The organism is Pseudomonas synxantha BG33R, from assembly GCF_000263715.2.
Classification (GTDB): Bacteria; Pseudomonadota; Gammaproteobacteria; order Pseudomonadales; family Pseudomonadaceae; genus Aquipseudomonas; species Aquipseudomonas synxantha_A.
On sequence record NZ_CM001514.1, the window covers coordinates 2971439 to 2991480 of the forward strand.

Annotated in this window: 14 protein-coding genes; all 14 read right to left on the bottom strand. The window is 62.2% G+C overall.

The annotated features are described in order from the left end of the window. Positions 1-158 precede the first annotated feature (158 nt). A complete protein-coding gene (locus PSEBG33_RS14220) occupies positions 159-2312 on the bottom strand; it encodes a TonB-dependent siderophore receptor (protein ID WP_005788010.1) in 2154 nt (717 codons plus the stop codon). 203 nt (positions 2313-2515) lie between these two features. After that, positions 2516-3103, bottom strand: coding sequence for an autotransporter outer membrane beta-barrel domain-containing protein (locus tag PSEBG33_RS29995; protein WP_005788012.1), 588 nt, complete (start codon positions 3101-3103; stop codon positions 2516-2518). Further along, a complete protein-coding gene (locus PSEBG33_RS14210; RefSeq protein WP_005788014.1) occupies positions 3067-5139 on the bottom strand; it encodes a hypothetical protein in 2073 nt (690 codons plus the stop codon). Before PSEBG33_RS14210 ends, PSEBG33_RS29995 begins: the two co-directional genes overlap by 37 nt. Before the next feature lie 250 nt (positions 5140-5389). Continuing rightward, positions 5390-6151, bottom strand: a complete 762-nt coding sequence (locus tag PSEBG33_RS14205; protein WP_005788016.1) for a PIG-L deacetylase family protein — start codon at positions 6149-6151, stop codon at positions 5390-5392. Positions 6152-6294: 143 nt separating this feature from the next. After that, a complete protein-coding gene (locus PSEBG33_RS14200; RefSeq protein WP_005788018.1) occupies positions 6295-6954 on the bottom strand; it encodes a glycosyltransferase in 660 nt (219 codons plus the stop codon). Then, a complete protein-coding gene (locus tag PSEBG33_RS14195) occupies positions 6951-7550 on the bottom strand; it encodes an SAM-dependent methyltransferase (protein ID WP_005788020.1) in 600 nt (199 codons plus the stop codon). Before PSEBG33_RS14195 ends, PSEBG33_RS14200 begins: the two co-directional genes overlap by 4 nt. Then, entirely contained in the window at positions 7547-8305 is a 759-nt protein-coding gene (locus PSEBG33_RS14190) for a PIG-L deacetylase family protein (RefSeq protein WP_005788022.1), read from the bottom strand. The genes PSEBG33_RS14195 and PSEBG33_RS14190 overlap by 4 nt, the downstream gene beginning before the upstream one ends. Then, the gene (locus PSEBG33_RS14185) at positions 8302-9300 is read right to left on the bottom strand and encodes an acyl-CoA dehydrogenase family protein (RefSeq protein ID WP_005788024.1); all 999 of its coding nucleotides are present in this window, start codon (positions 9298-9300) and stop codon (positions 8302-8304) included. Before PSEBG33_RS14185 ends, PSEBG33_RS14190 begins: the two co-directional genes overlap by 4 nt. Position 9301: 1 nt before the next feature. Beyond that, positions 9302-11461, bottom strand: a complete 2160-nt coding sequence (glgX, locus tag PSEBG33_RS14180) for a glycogen debranching protein GlgX (RefSeq protein ID WP_005788025.1) — start codon at positions 11459-11461, stop codon at positions 9302-9304. A gap of 121 nt (positions 11462-11582) precedes the next feature. Continuing rightward, on the bottom strand, positions 11583-11843 hold the full coding sequence (locus tag PSEBG33_RS14175) for a DUF2934 domain-containing protein (protein ID WP_005788027.1): 261 nt from the start codon (positions 11841-11843) through the stop codon (positions 11583-11585). A 23-nt stretch (positions 11844-11866) separates the two neighbouring features. Continuing rightward, the gene (locus PSEBG33_RS14170) at positions 11867-14617 is read right to left on the bottom strand and encodes a malto-oligosyltrehalose synthase (RefSeq protein WP_005788029.1); all 2751 of its coding nucleotides are present in this window, start codon (positions 14615-14617) and stop codon (positions 11867-11869) included. Next, positions 14614-16698: a 4-alpha-glucanotransferase gene (gene malQ / locus PSEBG33_RS14165; RefSeq protein WP_005788031.1), complete on the bottom strand. Its 2085-nt coding sequence runs from the start codon at positions 16696-16698 to the stop codon at positions 14614-14616. The genes PSEBG33_RS14170 and malQ overlap by 4 nt, the downstream gene beginning before the upstream one ends. Then, complete coding sequence (gene treZ, locus PSEBG33_RS14160; RefSeq protein WP_005788032.1) at positions 16695-18440, bottom strand: malto-oligosyltrehalose trehalohydrolase; 1746 nt, start codon at positions 18438-18440, stop codon at positions 16695-16697. Before treZ ends, malQ begins: the two co-directional genes overlap by 4 nt. Before the next feature lie 31 nt (positions 18441-18471). Then, positions 18472-20028 (bottom strand): glycogen synthase GlgA, encoded by a 1557-nt coding sequence (glgA, locus tag PSEBG33_RS14155; RefSeq protein ID WP_005788034.1) that lies wholly within the window; start codon positions 20026-20028, stop codon positions 18472-18474. Positions 20029-20042 lie beyond the last annotated feature (14 nt).

Sequence of the window (20042 nt, forward strand, 5' to 3'; positions counted from 1 at the left end):
ATGCCAGCATCCAAGCAGGTGGCGTGCCACGATGGCCGCTGGTGAGAGCAAAGCAGGTACAGCGATTTTTACCGGATCAGATCCGGCAATCGGTTATCGGCAGGAGGGAAGGGGACTTGAGTGGGAGGGCGCAGGCCCTCCCACGGTACAGGCTGGAATCAGAAGCTGTATTTGGCGGTCAGCATCATGTTGCGCGGGCTGCCATAGGAGTCGCCGCCATATTCCACATCGTCGGCGATGGACTGGTAGTAGTGACGATCGAAGATGTTGTTGGCGTTGAGTTGCAGGTCCAGGTGCTGGTTGACCCCGTAGCCGGCCATCAGGTCGGTGACTGCGTAACCGCCTTGCTTGAGCCGGTAGGTGCTGCCATCGGCCAGCTTGATGTCGTTGTACATGCGGCTCTGCCAGGAGATGTTGCCGCCGACCCGGAGTTTTTCCAGCGGGCCCTGGAAGTTATAGCGAGTGGTCAGTTTGAACAGGTGTTCCGGGGTGTCGGTGTCGAACTGCTTGTTGACCTTCTGCGGGTTGGCGTCGTCCTTGATCGTGTGGGTTCGTGCGTAGGTGTAGCCACCGCCGACTTGCCAGTTCTCGGTCAAGGCACCTTGCAGTTCGAAGTCGATGCCCTGGCTGCGGATTTCCCCCGAGGCCTGGTTGCAAGAGGCCTGTGGGCAGTTCGGTACAACGATCTTCACGGCGCGGTTTTCCTGGTCGACGCGGAACAGCGCCACGCTCGCATTCAACGCGCCCCCCAGGTATTCGCCCTTGAGGCCGATTTCATAGTTCTTGCCGACGATGGGCTTGAGCGGGGTGCCGGCAGTGCTCTTCTCTTTCTGTGGCGTGAAAATGTCGCTGTAGCTTACATACACCGAGTGCTGGTCGTTCAGTTCGTAGATCAAGCCGGCGTAGCGGGTGAGGTTGCGGGTAACCTTGTAGTCGCCGTCGCCATCACGGTTGTCATAGTCATACCAATCCAGGCGCCCGCCAAGGATCAGCTTCAACGGGTCGGCCAGGCTCAGGCGCGAGGTCAGGTAGAAACCGTCCTGGGTGGTGACTTCGCGGGCGTTGTTGGTACGGGTGAAGTTCGGTTTGCCGGCGTTGATCGGCCAGTTCATCTCATACGGGCTGTAGTTATGAGTGGTCATGTCGTAGATGCGCTTGCTGGCGCCCACCACCAGTTCATGAGTGCGCCCGAACGCCTCGAACGGGCCGCTGGCAAAGGCGTCGACGCCGGCCTGGTTTTCATCATAGCTGGCCTGATACACCGTGCGGGCGAGGGTCTTGTTGGTCCAGCGCGATTGATAGGAGCCGGAGAACAATGCGTCCTGTTCGGAATAATTGGCGTTGACCTGCAGGCTCCAGTCATTGGCCAGGCGCTGGCGCAGCTCGGCGAACACGGTATTGATTTCCTGGTCTTTGTTTTCCCAGTCGGTACCGGGGTTGTAAGAGCGCGACAGGTCCAGGTGACGGCCATCCAGGCCGACCATCGAGGCCCCCCAGAAGTAGTTGGTCTTGTCCTTCTGGTTCGAGTAGCCGAGGGTGAGAGTGGTGTCTTCGCTCAGATCGGCTTCGGTGACGGCGTAGAACAGGCCGTGATCCTGCTCGGCCTTGTCGATAAAGCTGTTGGCGTCGCGGTAGGATGTGACGACGCGACCGCGCCAGGTGCCACTGGGGTTGAGCGGGCTGGAGGCGTCAAACTCGCCACGGTAGTCATCCCAGCTGCCGGCGGCGCCGGTGAGGGTGACTTTCTGTTCGTCCAGGGGCCGCTTGCGGATCAGGTTGATGGCCGCCGAGGGGTTGCCCGCGCCGGTCACCAGGCCGGTAGCGCCGCGCACCACCTCGACGCGGTCGAACATCGCCAGGTTCGGCTGGGCGCCCACCGACGCGCCGTTGTAACCGCTGGGGATGCCGTCATACATGAGGTTGTCGACATTGAAGCCGCGTGCGGTGTAAGACTGCCGGCCGGGGCCGTTGGAGTAGTTCAGGAACAACCCGGGCGTGGCGTTGACCACGTCGTTGATGCTGGTCATGGCCTGGTCATCCATGCGCTGGCGTGTAATCACGGTGACAGCTTGTGGGGTTTCACGCAGGGTCAGCGGCAGTTTGGTCGCGGTTTTCATCGAGCCGGTGGTGTACGACTCGCTGCCTTCGGTGGTTGCGCCAAGCTGCTGGCCCGAGACCTGGGTGGCGCCCAGCTCAATGGTGGCCGGGGCTTCGGCGTCGGCGGCCAGTGCCGCGTGGGAGGTTGTCAGGCAGATAGCAATTGCAATCGAGCCAGGTGAAAAAACGTTGCTGCCGCGTTGTTGCACGAACATGGATAGAGAGCTCCCAAAGGCCATCCGTGGCGAATAAAAAATCTGTTGATAATTATTCGCATCAGTGTGTCAGATTGAGCCCATGGGAAAAAGCCTTGCGTGGTCCTGCAGGAGCGAGTTTGCTCGCGAAAAACGTCAACGATTACGCGTGTTTGCTGAATGAACGCTGCGTCTGTGAGTTCTTCGCGAGCAAGGTTTTCAGATCAGAACTTCATACTTACGCCAATCGTCCCTCGGTGGCCGTTCAAGTTATTGCTGTCCAGGTTGCGGTCATAGCCGATCTCGCCGTACAGGTTAATATCTTTGGCCACCTGAAGGATGGCGCCAAGCCGGGCGTCCATCGTGGTGGATTTCTGTTCGGTGTCTATACGCGTCACATCGTTGAATATCACACTGTTGTCCCCGGCGCTGGAATGCCAGACATTCGCACGCACATAAGGCTGCAGCGGCAGGCCATTGACGGTGTAATCGCCGCGCAAGCGCACACCCAGGCGCGTAGTGACGTTGGTATCGGCGTCATAGGAAACCTCGGAAATACCGTCGTTCTGGCTATCGAGCTTGGTTTTGCCGACGATCAACTGCGCCTGCGGCTCCAGAATCCAGCGAGCACTCAGCGCGAACGGCCAGCCCACTTCGGCGGAGGCGGTAACGTTATGCCCGCGGGTTTTCATCTTGACGCCACGCGCTGACTCGTTGTTGCCATCAAAGCGGGTGCCCATCAACACCAGGTCAAGATAAGCCTGGTTGGCGCCGATCAGTGTCCAGTAGACCCCCAGGCTATCGCCGCGCAAAACACCAGGTCAAGATAAGCCTGGTTGGCGCCGATCAGTGTCCAGTAGACCCCCAGGCTATCGCCGCGCAAGGTGGTTTTGCCGGCGTCCTTGTCCTCCCAGCCGCCGTTGAAGCCTTTTACATTGCCTCTGAAGCGACTGTGACCGACGAAGAACCCAAGGCGCTGCAACAGGCCGTTTTCCAGCAGGCTGGCGAACACATCTGTGCCGACCTGGAACCCTGTCAGCGAACCGTCCAACGTAGGGTTGACCGCACCGGCAAAACTCTGGCGGCTGCTGCTGCCGTAGACCCGGCCCCAACCTGCCGGCATGACGCCGGTTTGCTGTTGCCGGCTCTGATCGCCCATGCGCTCGTGATAGGTGCCGAGCATGCCCTGCACGATTTGCTGCGCGGCAGGAAACAACACAGAGTACAGCGGTACTTCGGGGCGATAGATCGGGACCTCTTTGTCAGTGGGGTTAGACGGCAGGGGCGGGGTTCCAACCACCGGCTCAGGCACTGGCGTAACCGGCCCTTCAGGTTCGGGCAGCGGTGTGACCGGAATCGTGGAGCGCAGGTAATAACTCTGCTCTGTTCCAGCCGTGCCCGCGCCTTTGAACAGGTAGTAGTCAAACGCCCCGGCCGTTACCGTATTGCCCAAGGTAAAGGCAGTGCCAGGCCCGCTGGCGTCATTGAGCGCCTGCACTACCTGGATGCCGTCTTGTAACGTCGCTGCGCCGGCGCCCCCAAGGTTGGTGATCAACAGAGTGGTGTTGCCCAGCAGTGTGCCGCTGCTGACCACCAGTTTGTCGCTGGCCGAGTCGTCTGCTCCCAACACGGTTTGCAGCGCCAGACGCCCGCCGTTGCCGGTGTAATTGCCGTTGATGGTCAAGGTGTCATGGGCGGTGGTGCTGCCAGTGACCATGTCGAGGGTGCCACTGTTGGTCACGTTGACCAACTGGCCGGCGGTAAACGGATTGATCCCGCCTGTGTTGACCAGCAGCGCACTGGTGCTGTCAATGAGCAGGGCGCCGGTGCCAGTCTCGCTGTCCCCCAGGGTCAACGTCCCGCCCAGGTTCATTTGTGAGCCGTTGTCCAGGCGAATGCTTTCCCAGTTGGCAAACAGGCCGGGATCAGCGGTTTTGGTGTTGTTCAGGGTCAGGGCGTCAATCCCCACGCCACCATCTATCAGTTGCGCCGCCGCCACTTGCTCAGCCACTAGCCCCTGAAGCAACGCCGTATCGTCGCCGGCCCCCATTGACACGGAGGAATGCAGGTTGCCGCCGGACCAGATAAATTCATCGTTACCGAAGCTGAGCAACACTTGCCCGTTAACCTCACCACCGGAAATGATCACCTGATCGTCACCGCCGCTGACGCTGATATTGCCGCCCACGAACGCGTTGTTCGAGATCAGGATGGTGTCTTTACCGAAGCCGGTCACCAGGTTGCCGATGATCCTGCCACCAGACATATCGAACCGGTTGTCATCGAGTTTCATGTTGACCCGGCCGATGGTGCCGCCGGTCATCGTCGCATTGTCGCCGTCGTCGAAACCGCCGGTGATGGTGCCGTCGCTCATGTTGAAGACGTCCAGGCCGTCGCCCTGTTCCAGCGAGGCAATGGTGCCGCCGCGCATGTCAAAACGGTCGATCCCCGAGCCCTGGTTGACAGCGCCTGCCTGGCCCCCGGAAATCTCCACCACATCAGCGCCCGCGCCTTGGCTGATGGATCCGGTGATACTGCCCTGGTTGAGCTGGAAAATGTTATTGCCATCACCCTGGTTGAGGTTGCCATCGATGCCCGCGCTCGGGCCGTTGACAACCACGTGATCCTTGCCGCTTCCAAAGATCACATTCCCGCTCACTCGCCCCGTGGCGGTGAGTTCGAGGGTGTTGTCGCCGCCGGTATCGGTAAAGCCCGGCGCGGTGGCGCTGTCACAACGGGAGGTGTCGTTGCCTGGCGTGTTGTTGACCGTGCACGCCGCATACGAGGCAAACGGCCATGCCGTCACAATAATCGCTGAGTACAACAAAGAAGTTATCCGTGTGCGCATGATCCGTCCTCGCTTGAGCACAATGATGTCCCGTCGCCCGGAACAGCGGGCGCGGTTCAAAACCATGGCAACAACGAACGCGATACGGATCAGGGACTACGAGTTACCTGCATCTGAAAACACCGGGCAATGCAATGGGTTGGCATGGCTTTCTCGACTGCACCTCAACTGGCGCAGCACTTGTCGCACCTTAGTTGCAGATCGAAAAGGCCGCCACTGTAAAACCTGACAGGTATAGACGAGCCAATGCCTAGGTGAACACGATCTCGTAGGGTTCGCGCATACGCTCAAGCAACACCTGGGCGAGCATGGGCGGCAAGCCGATCTGCGGGTCGCCGACCAATTGGCTGGCGTAGGCATGGGCAGCGTGCAGTTTGCGCGCCACGCTCCAGGTGTCCAGGCGCACCTTGCGTGCACGTTGCCAGGGAATCACCGCACCTTCGCGTGCCGGCCAATGCCAGGCCCAGATCGCCAGTTCATACAGGCGAGCGCCCACCAGGCTACAGGCTTTTGCACTCGCCCGACCGACTGCATCGTGGTCGTCATTGCCGTCATTGCGCCAGGTGGTAAACACCACGTCTCCAGGTTGCAAGTAGCGCGCAATGAACTGGCTCATCGGTTGCTCGTGGGCAGCTAGCGCGTCGTCGCAAAACCCACCGCGAATCCATTTGAGGCTGTGCAACGGCATACCGAGGCGGCGCAATGCCTCGGCGCTTTCCTGGGGGCGCACCACGCTCAAGCGCCTGGCCGGCCACACCTGTGAGCCTGGATGGCTGGCGCTGCCATCGGTGATGGAGATCAATTTCAGCGGATGCTCGCGGGTGCTGAGCAGTTGCAGCAAACCGCCGCACGCCAGGACTTCATCGCCAGGGTGGGGCGCTATCACCACAACCCGGGCACCGGGCGGCACCAGGGTAGCCAGTGCGAGGCAGGGGATTTGCGCCAACTGCGGCGCGCTGTTCCAGATTTGCGCGGGGCCGCGACGGCCTTCGCTTGAGGAGGCAGGCTTCATGGGGTGTCACGTCCTTGTCGGTGGGTAATGCTCTTGACTTCAGCGCAGGCTCCGCTGCGGTGAGTGCACGGCATTCCAATCCTGGGATGCTATGCAAGGCACTCTCAGCATAGACAAGGATGTGTCACAGGTTTGTCGTTTTTTTACGAAACCAGCATCAGGCTTTTCAGGTAATCGCCGAAACCGCCCTGGGCGCGGCAATCCAGGCGTGCGCTGGTGACCACTTGCGGCGCATGGCTCCAGGCAATGGAAGCACCGCAACGTTCCAGTTCACGCACTAATTGCACATCCTCGTGGCACGCCAGCGGTTCAAAGCCGCCGGCCTGCACATAGGCACTGGCACTCACGCCCAAGTTAGCGCCATGGATGTGCCGGTGGCCATCACGCGCGTGGTAAGCCTGGTGATAACGAATCTGCGCCGCGGGGTCGAACCCCTCACTCCAGGCGTCCACGGTCACGGTGCCACACACCGCGTCACAGCCCAGGGCCAGTTGAGCCACCAGCCAGTCGGGGGCCACGCGGCTGTCGGCGTCAGTACAGGAAATCCAGTGCGCCCCCTGGTTCAACAAGTGCCGTGCGCCGACGCCTCGTGCTCGCCCTACGTTGCGTGCCTGTACCTGCACGCTTTGCACATCATGCGCCTGGGCGATCGCTGCGCTGGCATCGCTGCAACTGTCGAGCACTACCAGGATCTGCACCGTTTCCCCGTGCAACCCCGGATGGTTGGCGGCGATCTGCGCAGCCCTCAGGCAGTCATCCAGCAGCGCTTCTTCGTTGTGCACCGGAATCAAGATGCCGATCATCGCAACCCCTCATGGCGCGCGACCGAGGTGCCATCGCGGCTCCACAAATCGAGCAGAAAATCCTTGTCATGATGCTGTACCAGCGGTGGCATACCCAGTCGGTGCTGGAGCAGGGCGTGCACCTGTTCGGCGGTTTGCGGGCAACCGTCAATGGGCGGGCGCCAGTGGCAGGCCAGGAGTTGGCCGTTATCGGTCAAGGCCGCCAGCGCGTGATCGATCAGACGATTCAGATCATTCGCATCCAGGTAGTAACAAAGCTCGCTCAACACGATCAGTTCGAACTGACCTGCAGGCCATTCCTGGGGCAGCCGGCGCTGTTCTACATGAGCATGAGCAAACGCGGTCAGGCGCGTCTGTGCCAGTTGCACGGCGGTGCTAGCGGTGTCGCAGCACAGCAGGCGCTCACAACGGGTCGCCAGTTCGGCGCTCAGCTCGCCGTTGGCACAACCAGGCTCGAAGATCGAGGCATAGCGAGGTCGGGTCAGCACGGCCAGGGTCAGTGCGCGCTTGCGTTGTTCGTACCAGCGCTGACGAAACGCCCAGGGGTCGTCGTTGCCGGCAAACAGTTGATCAAAGTACGGGGTGGCCACACTCATACAAACACCACTTCAAAAGGTTGCAGCAAGCGTTCCACTACGTAGGGTGCCAGCACCGGCGGCAGGCCGACCTGCGGGTCGCCCTCCAACTGGCTGGCGAACGCGTGGATCGCGTGGCGTTTGCGTGCCACTTGCTCGGGCGTCAATGCAATCTTGCGCGCCCGATGCCAGGGCACCCGGTGATCTTCGGCAGTTGCCCAGTGCCAGGTCCACACCGGCAGTTCGCACAGGGTGGCGCCGACAGCCTGGACCGCTTTAGCGCTGGCACGGCCCACCGCTTCGTGGTCGCAATGGCCATCCTCGCGCCAGGTGGCGAACACGATGTCGGTGGGTTTGAGGTGGCGCTGGATGAACTCGCACAGTTGGGCTTCGCGCTCGGCCACCTTGCTGTCGGTAAAACCGCCGCGCAGCCACTTCAAGCTGTGCAACGGCAGGCCCAGGCGGTGCAGAGCCTGGGCCGACTCCTGCGGCCGCACCACGCCCAGGCGTGCCACCGGCCAGCGTTTGGAACCGGGATGGCTGGCGCTGCCGTCGGTGACGGAGATCAACAGGATTGGGCGCTCCAATACGGCCAGACCTTGCAGCAGGCCACCGCTGCCGAGCACTTCATCGTCCGGGTGCGGTGCGATGATCACCGCGCGGTGCCCCTGCGGTACCAACTGCGCGGCGCTGATGTGCGGCAACTCGGCCAGCCGTGCCGAGGTTTGCCAATGATTGAGTGGGGTGCCCTGGCCGACAATCGGATTGGGTTTCATAACTGCCACCGTCCCGAGTCGTCGCCGGCGACCAGTTCGCCGAGGGCAGCCAGGTCGCGTTCGGCATGGCTTTGCCGCACATACACCGGCAAATCTGCCATCAACCGGGCAAAGTGCGGGTCTTTGCAGTAGGGGCCGGCGCCTACTGCATGGCCGACATGACGCATGACCTGCTCGACAGTGTCTTCAATACATGCGCGTGCCTGTTGGGCCAGTTGCCTGGCATTGGCGCGAGGCTCGCGGTCTATCTGCTCGGCGCTGGCGCGTAGTACGCAAGCGGCGCTGTTCAGTGCGCTGTCAACTCCCCCTAAATGGGCCAGCGCATGAGGCTCCGAGCGCTGCGCACAGTGCGCGCGCAGCACTTCGCCCAGGCGTTGCGCGCCGCCGTACCAGCACGCGGCGATACCGACTCCGCCTTGCCAGAAGCCGGGGCGCGACAGGTAATCACCCGGCCCACCCACCGCGATACCCTTGGCCGCGTCGAACAGAACGTCAACGCTGCCGGTGGCAGCCATGCCCACCGCATTCCAACCCTCGTCCGACACCGTGACGCCGGGTTGATCCATCGCCACGGCCACCAGTTGCTGACGATCATCCTCGTCCCAGGCAGTCAGCAAGCCATGGCTGACCACCGCCGCGCCGGAACACCAGGCTTTGCGTCCATCGACGATCAGCCACTGACCGTCGCGCCGTACACGCACCTTGGCTGCGGATGGTTCGGCCGCCCACATGCCCCACGTACTGGCAAGCGGCGGCAGCGGGCTGTCGAGTTCGGCAATGATCGCCAGCGCGTCGGTATGACCTTCGAACAACTTGCACAGGCGCAAGTCATGGCCGGCCACCTGGGCCAGCCGACTGAAGCGGGCCAGGGTTTCGCCGCTGCCCGGCAGCGGCAGTTGATCGAGGCCTTCTTCCTGAAGTGCCTTCAGTGCCGTACCCAGGGCGTACGTATCCGCGTAGCCCCGGTAGCCCTGAAGGAAACTGTGCAACGCCATCTCACACCTCGTCTTCACGCTGCAGTTCAAACAACAGCAATGAGCGGCCGGTCACGGCGTACTCATGCTCAAAGTCAAAACGCTCCTGGCCGCGTATCGCCGGCTCATTGGTATCGAGCATGCACGTCCAGAATTCACCCTCTGGCACCGGCGGCAGGCGGAAATTGACCATGTCATGGTGGGCATTGACCACCAGCAACAGCGTAGCATCGGCACCCGCGCGGCGGATCCCGGTTTCCTGGGCGCGGCCATCCATCAACATGCCCAGGCAGCGACCCTGGCTGTCTTCCCATTGCTCGGTGTTCATTTCGTTGCCATCGGGCGCCAGCCAGGTGACGTCTTTTACGCCGATGTCTTCGTTGTAGTCGCCGACCAGGAAGCGTCCACGCCGCAGAATCGGGTAGGCCAGGCGCAGCTTGATCAAGCGCTTGACGAACTTGAGCAGGGCCTTGCCGTCATCGTCCAGGTCCCAGTTGACCCAACCGATTTCGCTGTCCTGGCAGTAGGCATTGTTGTTGCCATGCTGGGTGCGGGCGAACTCGTCACCGGCGACGATCATCGGAGTACCCTGGGCCAGCAGCAGGGTGGCGAAGAAGTTGCGCATCTGGCGCAGGCGCAGTGCGTTGATCTCAGGGTCGTCGGTCGGGCCTTCGACACCGTGGTTCCACGACAGGTTGTTATTGCTGCCGTCCTGGTTGTTTTCGTCGTTGGCCTCGTTGTGCTTGTCGTTGTACGAGACCAGGTCGTGCAAGGTAAAACCGTCGTGGGCGGTGATGAAGTTCACCGAGCTGTAAGGCCGGCGCCCACGATGGTTGAACATCTCGCCCGAGGCGGTCATGCGCCCGGCAAAATCCGCCAGTTGGCCGTCGTCGCCTTTCCAGAACGCACGCACGGTGTCGCGGAAGCGGTCGTTCCATTCCACCCAGCCTGGCGGGAAGTTGCCCACCTGATAGCCGCCGGGGCCGCAGTCCCAGGGTTCGGCAATCATTTTCAACTGGCGCAGCACTGGGTCCTGGCGGCAGGCGACCAGGAAGCTGTGGCGTTCGTCGAACCCGTCACGGTAGCGGCCCAGAATGGTTGCCAGGTCGAAGCGGAAACCGTCCACATGCATCTCGGTGGCCCAGTAACGCAGGGAGTCGGTGACCATTTGCAGCACGCAAGGGTGGCTCAGGTCGAGGGTGTTGCCGGTGCCGGAATCGTTGATGTAGAAGCGCTTGTCGTCGGGCATCAGGCGGTAGTAAGAGGCGTTGTCGATGCCGCGCATGGACAGGGTCGGGCCGCGCTCGTTGCCTTCGGCGGTGTGGTTGTAGACCACGTCCAGAATCACTTCCAGCTTCTGCTCATGCAGGTGCGCGACCATCTCCTTGAACTCGGCGATCTTGCCGCTGGCCAGGTAGCGCGGGTCGGGGGCGAAGAAGGCAATGCTGTTGTAGCCCCAGTAGTTGGTCATGCCTTTTTCCAGCAAGTGCTGGTCGTTGACGAAGGCGTGCACCGGTAGCAGCTCGACCGAAGAGACGCCCAACTGGCGGATATGTTTGAGCACGTCGTCTTCCATCAAGCCGGCGCAGGTGCCGCGCACGGACTCGCCCACCGAAGGGTGGCGCATGCTGATGCCGCGCAGATGGGTTTCATAGATGATCGTGCGGTCCCAGGGCACCCGTACGGGTTGATCGTTGCCCCAGGTGTGTGCCGGGTCGATAACCTTGCACTTGGGCACGAAGGGCGCGCTGTCGCGCTCATCGAAGCTGAGGTCGTCATCCGGGTGGCCGATGGTGTAGCCGAACAGCGCCTCCGACCATTTGAGTTCGCCCACCAGTTGCTTGGCGTAGGGGTCGATCAGCAGCTTGTTGTGGTTGAAGCGATGACCATTGGCCGGGTCGTACGCGCCGTACACGCGGTAGCCGTAGATCAGCCCGGGGTGGGCGTCGGGCAGGTAACCGTGGAAGATCTCGTCGGTGTATTCGGGCAGTTCGATGCGTTCCAGCTCGACTTCGCCGGTGTCATCGAACAGGCACAACTCCACTTTGGTGGCGTTGGCCGAAAACAGTGCAAAGTTGACGCCCAGGCCATCCCAGGTGGCGCCGAGCGGGAAGGGCAAACCTTCACGAATCCGCGACGGTTCATGATCCGGCGTCGCTGTGGTGTTCTCGGGTTTGCTCATGGTGTTGCTCCTGCAAGGGGTCTTTTCTCGGGCCGAACGCGGCCGTGCTGACGGTGTTTCAGCGAAGGACATGGACGAAAAAGGGCCTGTAGCCTGGGATAACGGCTGCAGGCCCGAGAAATCATGGGGCGGGTGGTTTTGGTTTCTTGGGGGCGGTCGGTTTTTTCGCCGCAGGCTTGGCGGCTACCGGATTGGGTTTGGCCGCCGCCTTGGGCGCGGTTTTCGGCTTGGCGGCAGGCTTGGGCTTGCTGGGCGTCAGCGCCTCGGCTTCGGCCAGTTTACGCGCCATCTCCCAGTGGCGATCGTGCGCACCGTCCGGCTTGCCTTCAGACTCCCAGATCTGATGCGCCAGTTCGCGAATACGTTTGTCTTCTTTACTCATCACAAACTCCTCACAGAAAATGTTCAGCTTTCTTGATTATCAGGATTGATAAAGACATTGACCGGGAAATCCCCCAGGGCAGCGCTGATCAACAGCTCCTTGTTGGGTGTGACTGCGCCTGTTTGAAAAAGTCCCTTCCAGTTTTGTGTTGTGGTGGCGAACGGTAATTTCACCCGGGTATCGCCCCACACCTGCGCATTGATGTGGGGAAATACACCGTTTTCCAGCAACGGATAAGGCCAGCGCGGCACCACCACCAACAGCTGTTGGCCCTGGTGCTCACGGTAAAACGCAACCACGCGCTCCGCGTGCCGACCCACTACTTCGAGCGGCGTATAGCTGCCGTTGCGCAACAGCTCGGGACAGGCTCTACGTGCGTTCAGCACCTGGGCGATCAACGCTTGTTTGATACGCCCATCGCGCCAGTTGAACAACAGCTCACCGATGTCGGGTGGGGTATCCAGGGCACGCTGGCGCGCATCGAAATCCACCGGGCGTCGGTTGTCCGGATCCACCAGGCTGAAGTCCCAGAACTCGTCGCCCTGGTACACATCCGGTACACCCGGCACGGTGAGGTGAAGCAAAGTTTGCGCCAGGCTGTTCAGAGCGCCGGAGGGGGCGATGGCTTGAGCGGCGCTGTCGAGCGCATTGCGCAGCGGTCGGCCGGCTTCGCTGAGCAGTAGACGCTTGAGGAAGCGCTCGACACCCTGCTCATAAGCTTCGTTGGGCGCGCTCCAGCTGCTGTGTAACTTGGCTTCGCGCAGAGCTTTCTGTTGCCATTGCCAGAGCCGTTGCTGGTAAGCCTCAAAGTCCGGGTTGTGCTCCAGCGGCCAACTGCCGAGCAGCACCTGATACAGGATCAGCTCATCACCCGCCGAGGGGCTGTCGGTACCCTCGCGCAAGGGCGCGGCGAGGTTGCGCCAGTGTTCGACCTGTTCGGCATACCAGGGCGCGCACTCGCTGAGCACCGCCAGGCGTGCGCGGGTGTCTTCGCCGCGCTTGTGGTCATGGGTGGCGGTGGCCAGCAGGTTGTCCGGGAAGCTGGCCAGGCGCTGTTGATTGGCCTGGTGAAAGTCTGCCAACGGCGCACTGAATTGTTCGGTACTGAAGCCCACGTCGTTACGCGACAGCAATACGGCCGAGCGATAGAACGCGGTGTCTTCCACGGCCTTTGCTGCGGCGGGTGATGTCAGCTGCTGGAAGCGCACGCAGGCATGTTTGAGGATCTTGCGCTCACGGCCCACCGGGCGATTACGCCAAGGCTGGCCGCCCAGCCATTTTTCCAGGTGTTCAAGCACCGGCCAGTCGCCTTCGTTAAGGGTACTGCGCGCACCGTCCATGGCCTGCTGGAGCACCTTGTCGTCGGCGGCGCTGCGGCCCCTGGCACTGATGTAGGTGCGGTACACCGGGAAATGCACAATCAGCTCCTGCAAGGCCCGACGGATCGCACCCAGGGTCAGGTCGCGGGTCATTACATCATCGCGGGCCACTTGCAGCAGGGCCTGCGCCACACTTTCGAAGTCGCCGCCCAACGAGCCATTGAGGATTTGCTGGCGCGCCAAGCGGGCTTCTTCGATAAACGCCGAGGGCCGTTCGCTGTGGCGCGTCCACAGGTCGGCCAGCGGAGCAAAACCGTCAGGATGGTGTTGCAGCAACGACACTTGATTCATGAATTCGTAGCCGGTGGTGCCGTCCACTTGCCAGTCTTCGCGCAGGGTTTCGCCTTCGCCGAGGATCTTCTCCACGAAGATCGGCACATGGCGCTGTGGCGACAGCGCGTCCACGCGGCGGCGCAGTTTGCGGCAATAACCACGCGGGTCGGCCAGGCCGTCGATATGGTCGATGCGCAGGCCATCGATCAAGCCTGCGCTGATCAGCTCGAAAATCTTGCCGTGGGTGGCTTCGAACACTGCCGTGCGCTCCACGCGCAGGCCACCCAGCTCATTGACGTCGAAAAAGCGCCGCCAGTTGATGTCGTCTGCGGCGGTGCGCCAACTGGCCAGGCGGTAGGTCTGTTGCTCAAGCAAATGATGCAAGCGCTCGAAACCCTCAGGCTGGCGACCATCGAAAGCGGCCAGCCGTTGCTTGATGGCCGGCAAGACCTCGGTGGCGCGTTCGGCCAGCGCCTGCTTGAGCCAAGCAGCTTCGGTGTAGGCATCGTCCTGATAGGCGAGGGCGGCGAAACGCTCGGCCAGCGGTTTGAGCACCTCATCGCCGCCCAGGATCAAGGCGTAGTCCCGTGGGCAGATCGGGAAGCGATGCTCGTAATGCTCGGCGTAGAAGCTGCCGTGAACGGCGTCGAACTTGAGCGTCAACGCTCCGCTCTGCAAGGCTTCGCCGTAATCGCTGCCCAGGAACGGCATCAGCAATTGGCCTTTGAGCAACGGATCGGGCGAGTGCCACTGGATGTCGAAAAACTCGCTGTAGGGGCTCAAACGGCCCCACTCCAACAGGTCCAGCCACCACGGATTATCCGCGCCACCCACGGCCATGTGGTTGGAAACGATATCCAGGATCAGGCCCATGTCGTGCTCACGCAGGGCGGCGACCAGGCGACGCAACGCAGCCTCGCCACCCAGCTCCGGGTTGACGCGGGTTGGGTCGACCACATCGTAGCCATGCATGGAGCCGGCGCGGGCGCTCAGGAGTGGCGAGGCATACAGGTGGCTGATGCCCAGGCGGGCAAAATACGGCACCAGCGGCACCGCATCATCGAGGGTAAAGCCTTTATGAAATTGCAGGCGCTGGGTGGCGCGCAGGGGCAGTACGTTCATCGGTCACGCTCATAGGCTTGGTTACGCGCCACGGCCAACAGTTCGAGGCGGCGCGCAGCACTGTCGTGGTCGAGCAGGCTGGCGGCCTCGCCTGGCAAGCGTCGGCGCCAGTTGGGGTGGGTATCGAGGGTGCCGGGCAGGTTGGCTTGCTCTTCGATGCCCAGCGCGTCCTCCAGCGGCAGCAATACCAGTGGCGCACGGGTGTGGCCGAGGTAGCGCACGCTGGCGTCGATCACGTGATCGGTGTCGTTGCGGATCTCATCGACGAAATTCTGCGGGTCCTGGCTCAAGGCCTGGCGCAGTGCATGACGTTCGCGCAGACGGTGTTCGCTCCATTGCTCCACGGTGGGAGGGTCGATCAGGTCGAGCTGGATATTCCACTCGATATCACGGCTGTGCCACCAGCCATTGAGGGTGGGCAGGTCGTGGGTGCTGGTGGTGGCCAAAGCATTGTCGGGCCAGTCAAGAATCGGCGTGAACCGGCCTTCGTGGTCCTGTTCGAACAGCAATACGCGCATACCCAGAATCGAGCGGGCGCTGAGCTTTTCACGCAGGCCCTCGGGCACCGTACCCAGGTCTTCACCGAGGACGATGGCCTGGTGGCGGTGCGATTCCAGCGCCAGCAAACGCAGCAGGTCGTCCACCGGGTAATACAAGTAGGCGCCTTCGCGGGGCGAGGCACCCAGGGGGATGACCCACAGGCGTTGCAGGCCCATCACATGATCGATGCGCAAGCCACCGGCATGGGCGAAGTTGGCCCGCAGCATTTCGATAAACGCGCGAAAGCCATTGCGTTTGAGACCTTCCGGGGAGAAGGCGGAGATGCCCCAACCCTGGCCTGCACGGTTGAGAATGTCCGGCGGTGCGCCAACCGTGAGGTCGGCCAGCAGTTCATCCTGGCGGCTCCATGCCTGGCTGCCGCCACCGTCGGCACCCACCGCCAGGTCGGCAATCAGGCCGATGCCCATGCCGCTGCCACGGGCGGCCTGTTGCGCGCGCGCCAGGCTGCGGGCGATCAACCATTGGGTGAAGGCGAAGTAGCCGATCTCATCGCGGTTTTCTTCAGCAAACCGCGCCAGCGCCGGGCTCTGCGGCGTGCGCCAGTCTTCGGGCCAGTGGCGCCAGTCGAGCTCCTCGCCGGCGGCGGCACGTTGCGCTTGCACGGCTTCGAAGCGGCAGTGGTTTTCCAGGGCCTCGCCGCCGGCCTGGCGGAAGCTCTGGAAGTCGGCATGTTGCGGATGTGCGCCGTGGCGGAAGTCTTCATACAGCGCACGCAGCAGGCGTTGCTTGGCCTTGGCGGCGGTGGGCCAGTCGATCAGCGTGAGTTGCTCCAAATCCCGAAGTTCGTCGGTCAGGCCGACGGCCTCGGTAGCGTCGCGCACTTCACGCTCGCCAAGGATGCAGGCGGGCGAGGCGTACAGGCTGTTGAGAAACAGGCGACTGGACGGTGAATAAGGGCTGAAACGTTCGGGGTCGGCGCTGAACATCGCGTGCATGGGGCTGATCGCCACTGCGTCGGCACCGCGCTCGGCCGCCGAGCGCACCAGATGCTCCAGGGCCAGGGTGTCCCCGAAGCCACCATCGCCGAGGCGACGCAAGGCATACAGCTGGGCACTCAAGCCCCAGGCGCGAGCGGGGCGGCTGTCCACCGCGTCGGCCACGCTGTAGCAGTGGCTGGGCGCAACGGCCAGGGTGAAGGTTTGCCCATCGATATGCACCTGGTGGTAGCCGAGGGCAATCACCCCGGGCAGCACCGCATTGCCGTCCAGGCGCAGCTCCAGGGTTTCACCACCTTCCAGGCTGACGCGACACGGCGTGTCCGGGGCGAAGTAGCGGGCCAGGTCCAGGCTTGCGCCGCTGTCGATGGTGATCAAGGGCGGCAGGTGCGTGTCTTGTTGCACCTGCTCCAGTTCCTGCAGGCTGGCGTCGATCTCGGCGTCGGTATCGGCCGGGTGCCCCAGCCCTTTGAGAACGGCGCGCAAGGCCTCGGGCTGCACGTGTTGCGGGCGACCGTTGGCATCGATCCAATCGACGGCCAGGCCCGCGCGACTGGCGAGTAGTTCCAGGTTCGCTTCGCTCAAAAGTGTTCTCCGACAGGTGATAAGCAAACGCGTGCGCTCAACGGTGGTAACTGCGTACCTTGCTGGGCAGGCGTCTGAAAAATGATGGGGTGGCGCGCGGGGTGATCCAGAGGCTGTTCACTCAGGTTCAGGTCGATCTGCAACAGGCTGCCATTGCCCAGGCGCCAACGCGCCGTGACAGCTCCCTCGGCCATCACCTGCGCGCCCAAGGCTACAGTGCCCGGCAAGTGCGGCACTATGTGTTGGTGACGCAGGCTCAACAACTGACGATAGAGCTGGGTGTGCTCGTTCTCGACGAAAGAGGGTGCCGATTGCACAAAGGTTTCCAGTGCGTTGGGATCGGGAATGCGTTCGCGTTGCTCGGGGTCGTGAAACGCCGCGAAATCGGCGAACTCGTTGCGCCGGCCTTCGCGCACCGCCTCGGCCAGTTCGCCGTGATGGTCGGTGAAAAACAGAAAGGGTTCGGCCGCATTCACCTCATCGCCCATGAACATCAGCGGAATCATCGGGCTGAGCAGCAATAGAGCCGTCGCCGCGTTCAGCGCCTGGGGCGAACACAGTTGGTGCAAGCGTTCGCCCAGGGCACGGTTGCCGATCTGGTCGTGGTTCTGCAAAAACGCCACGAAAGCGCTGGGCGGCAGATCCGCGCTGGGTTCGCCGCGTGCGTGGCCGTGGCGGGTGGTTTCACCCTGATAGATAAAGCCCTCGCCCAGGCAACGCGCCAGCTTGGCGGTGGGCTGTTCGGCGAAATCGCTGTAATAGGCGTCGGTTTCACCGGTCAGCAGCACGTGCAGCACGTTATGAAAGTCATCATTCCACTGGGCGTTGAAGTCTTCCTTCAGCAGGCTGGCCTGGTTCAGCTCGTTCTCCAGCACCAGCCAGACGTGCCGTTCGTCGTGCACCTGCTGACGCACGCGGTGTGCCAGCTCCTGCAAGAACCCGGGATTATCGATGGCGTGTACCGCATCCAGGCGCAGGCCGTCGAAGCGGTATTCCAGCAGCCACATCAGCGCGTTATCGAGGAAGAAATCCCGCACTTCACGGCGCTCGAAATCGATGCCGGCGCCCCACGGGGTATGCGCGTCTTCCTGGAAGAACCCTTTGGCGTACTGTCCGAGGTAATTGCCATCGGGCCCGAAGTGGTTGTAGACCACATCGAGCATCACCGCCAAACCAAGGGCATGGGCAGTGTCGATCAAGTGCTTGAGCTGTTCGGGCGTACCGTAGGCGGCGTGCGGTGCGTAGGGCAGCACGCCGTCATAGCCCCAGTTGCGTTCACCGGGGAACTGCGCCAGCGGCATCAACTCGATCGCAGTGATTCCCAGCTCAGCCAGGCGTGGTAGGTGCTTCTCGACTCCTGCGTAGCCACCCATGGCGCCCACATGCAGTTCGTAGATCACCGCGGTGTGCCAGGGGCGGCCTTGCCACTGGGTATTGCGCCATGGGTAAGCGTTGGGGTCGACCACTTGGCTCCAACCGTGCACGTCCTGGGCCTGGGCCCTGGAAGCGGGGTCGGGAACCGCGTTTTCCCCATCGATGTTAAAGCGGTAGAGCGTGCCGGCAGGGCAGGCTGCTTCGACTTCGAACCAGCCATCCGCCTGGGGCAGCAGGGTGATGGATTTACCGTGTTGCAATTCAACGCTGACATAAAAAGCGTCTGGCGCCCACAAGGCAAAACGCGTGTGTTGCGCGTCCAGCATGATTGCGCCGTGGGGCCAGGTGTCCAGAGTCCGTAACGGCATCTATGAAGACCTCCCGGGTTGGTTCAAGTGGCTATTTGGTTGGTTTCCCCAAGGCCTTGGCCACCAGTTGTTCGTAGAGCTCAGCGTAGGGTTCAACCGCCTGGCACCAGTTGAACGGTTGTGTCATGGCGCGGCTGCGCATGGCGTTGAGCAGGCCGGGGAAGGCGAATACCTTGAAGGCACGGCGCAGGGCTTCTTCGTAGCTTTGCACCGTCGATTCATTGAACAGGAAGCCGGTGACGCCATCTTCGATGGTGTCCGCCAGGCCACCGGTATTACGCGCCACCGGCAACGAACCAAAGCGTTGCGCGTACATCTGGCTCAGGCCGCAAGGTTCATAGCGCGAAGGCATCAACAGGAAGTCGCTGCCGGCAAACATGCGACGGGCATCGGTCTCGTTGAAGCCGATGCGCACACCCACCTGGCCCGGGAAGCGCAGCGCCAATTCGCGCATGGCCTGTTCTTCTTCGGGTTCGCCACGGCCGATGATCGCGATCTGGCCACCGTTTTCGACGATAAAGCCGGCGACCGCTTCAGTCAGGTCCAGACCCTTCTGATAAACCAGGCGTGACACCACGGCGAACAGCGGGCCGTTGGACGCGTGCAGTCCAAACAGCTCGCGCACATGGGCGGCATTTATCGCCTTGCCTTCCCAGTCGCCGATATTGAAATTGTGGGTCAAGTGCGTATCGGTGGACGTTTCCCAGCTTTCGTCGATGCCATTGGGAATCCCGCTGAGCAGACCTTGTTGAGTCTTGCTGGCAAGAAAGCCATCCAGGCCACAGCCGAATTCCGGCGTGGTGATTTCCTGGGCGTAGGTGGCGCTCACGGTGGTGATGTGGCTGGAATACGCCATGCCCGCCTTGAGGAACGACATTTTGCCGTAGAACTCCATGCCTTCCTGCTGCAGGGCATGGGGTGGAATGCCCAGTTCGGGCGTCGACGCCAGGCTCACCACACCCTGATAGGCCAGGTTATGAATGGTGAACAGCGTTGGCGTGCGTGACCCACGCCAGTGCATGTACGCCGGCGCAAGGCCCGCGGGCCAGTCATGGGCGTGCACCAGGTCGGGGCACCAATGGATCTGTGCCAGGTTGGCGGCCATGTCAGCGGCGGCCAGGCCCAGGCGGGCGAAGCGAATATGGTTATCCGGCCAGTCGCGGCCGTTATTGGCGCCGTACGGCGTGCCTTCACGCTCGTACAGTTCGGGGCAGATCAGCACATAGATGACCAGGCCGTCCGCAAGGTCCATGCGCCCGATCTTGCACGGCGGCAGCGCCGCGTGGCCACCCAGTTCACCGACGATATGAATCGGGTTGTCGCTTTCCATCACTTGCGGGTAACCAGGGATCAGCACCCGCACATCGTGCAAATGCGCCATGGCGCGGGGCAGGGCGGCGGACACATCGCCCAGGCCACCGGTTTTCACCAGGTCGGCGAACTCGGAAGTGACAAACAAGACTTTCTTTCGATTCGGATTCTGACTCACGATCGGCCGCACAGTGTTGGGCAGGTCGACCAAAGACGTTGGCCCCCCTACCGGCTGACTAAAACGCTCTCCCTGAGTATCTACTGCGGCACTGATCATAATGCACTCCCATT

Excerpts from the sequence above, each read along its gene's own strand:
- PSEBG33_RS14220 (WP_005788010.1), bottom strand. The coding sequence starts at position 2,312 with ATGTTCGTGCAACAACGCGGCAGCAACGTTTTTTCACCTGGCTCGATT.
- PSEBG33_RS14210 (WP_005788014.1), bottom strand. The coding sequence starts at position 5,139 with ATGCGCACACGGATAACTTCTTTGTTGTACTCAGCGATTATTGTGACG.
- PSEBG33_RS14205 (WP_005788016.1), bottom strand. The coding sequence starts at position 6,151 with ATGAAGCCTGCCTCCTCAAGCGAAGGCCGTCGCGGCCCCGCGCAAATC.
- PSEBG33_RS14200 (WP_005788018.1), bottom strand. The coding sequence starts at position 6,954 with ATGATCGGCATCTTGATTCCGGTGCACAACGAAGAAGCGCTGCTGGAT.
- PSEBG33_RS14195 (WP_005788020.1), bottom strand. The coding sequence starts at position 7,550 with ATGAGTGTGGCCACCCCGTACTTTGATCAACTGTTTGCCGGCAACGAC.
- PSEBG33_RS14190 (WP_005788022.1), bottom strand. The coding sequence starts at position 8,305 with ATGAAACCCAATCCGATTGTCGGCCAGGGCACCCCACTCAATCATTGG.
- PSEBG33_RS14185 (WP_005788024.1), bottom strand. The coding sequence starts at position 9,300 with ATGGCGTTGCACAGTTTCCTTCAGGGCTACCGGGGCTACGCGGATACG.
- glgX (WP_005788025.1), bottom strand. The coding sequence starts at position 11,461 with ATGAGCAAACCCGAGAACACCACAGCGACGCCGGATCATGAACCGTCG.
- PSEBG33_RS14175 (WP_005788027.1), bottom strand. The coding sequence starts at position 11,843 with ATGAGTAAAGAAGACAAACGTATTCGCGAACTGGCGCATCAGATCTGG.
- PSEBG33_RS14170 (WP_005788029.1), bottom strand. The coding sequence starts at position 14,617 with ATGAACGTACTGCCCCTGCGCGCCACCCAGCGCCTGCAATTTCATAAA.
- treZ (WP_005788032.1), bottom strand. The coding sequence starts at position 18,440 with ATGCCGTTACGGACTCTGGACACCTGGCCCCACGGCGCAATCATGCTG.
- glgA (WP_005788034.1), bottom strand. The coding sequence starts at position 20,028 with ATGATCAGTGCCGCAGTAGATACTCAGGGAGAGCGTTTTAGTCAGCCG.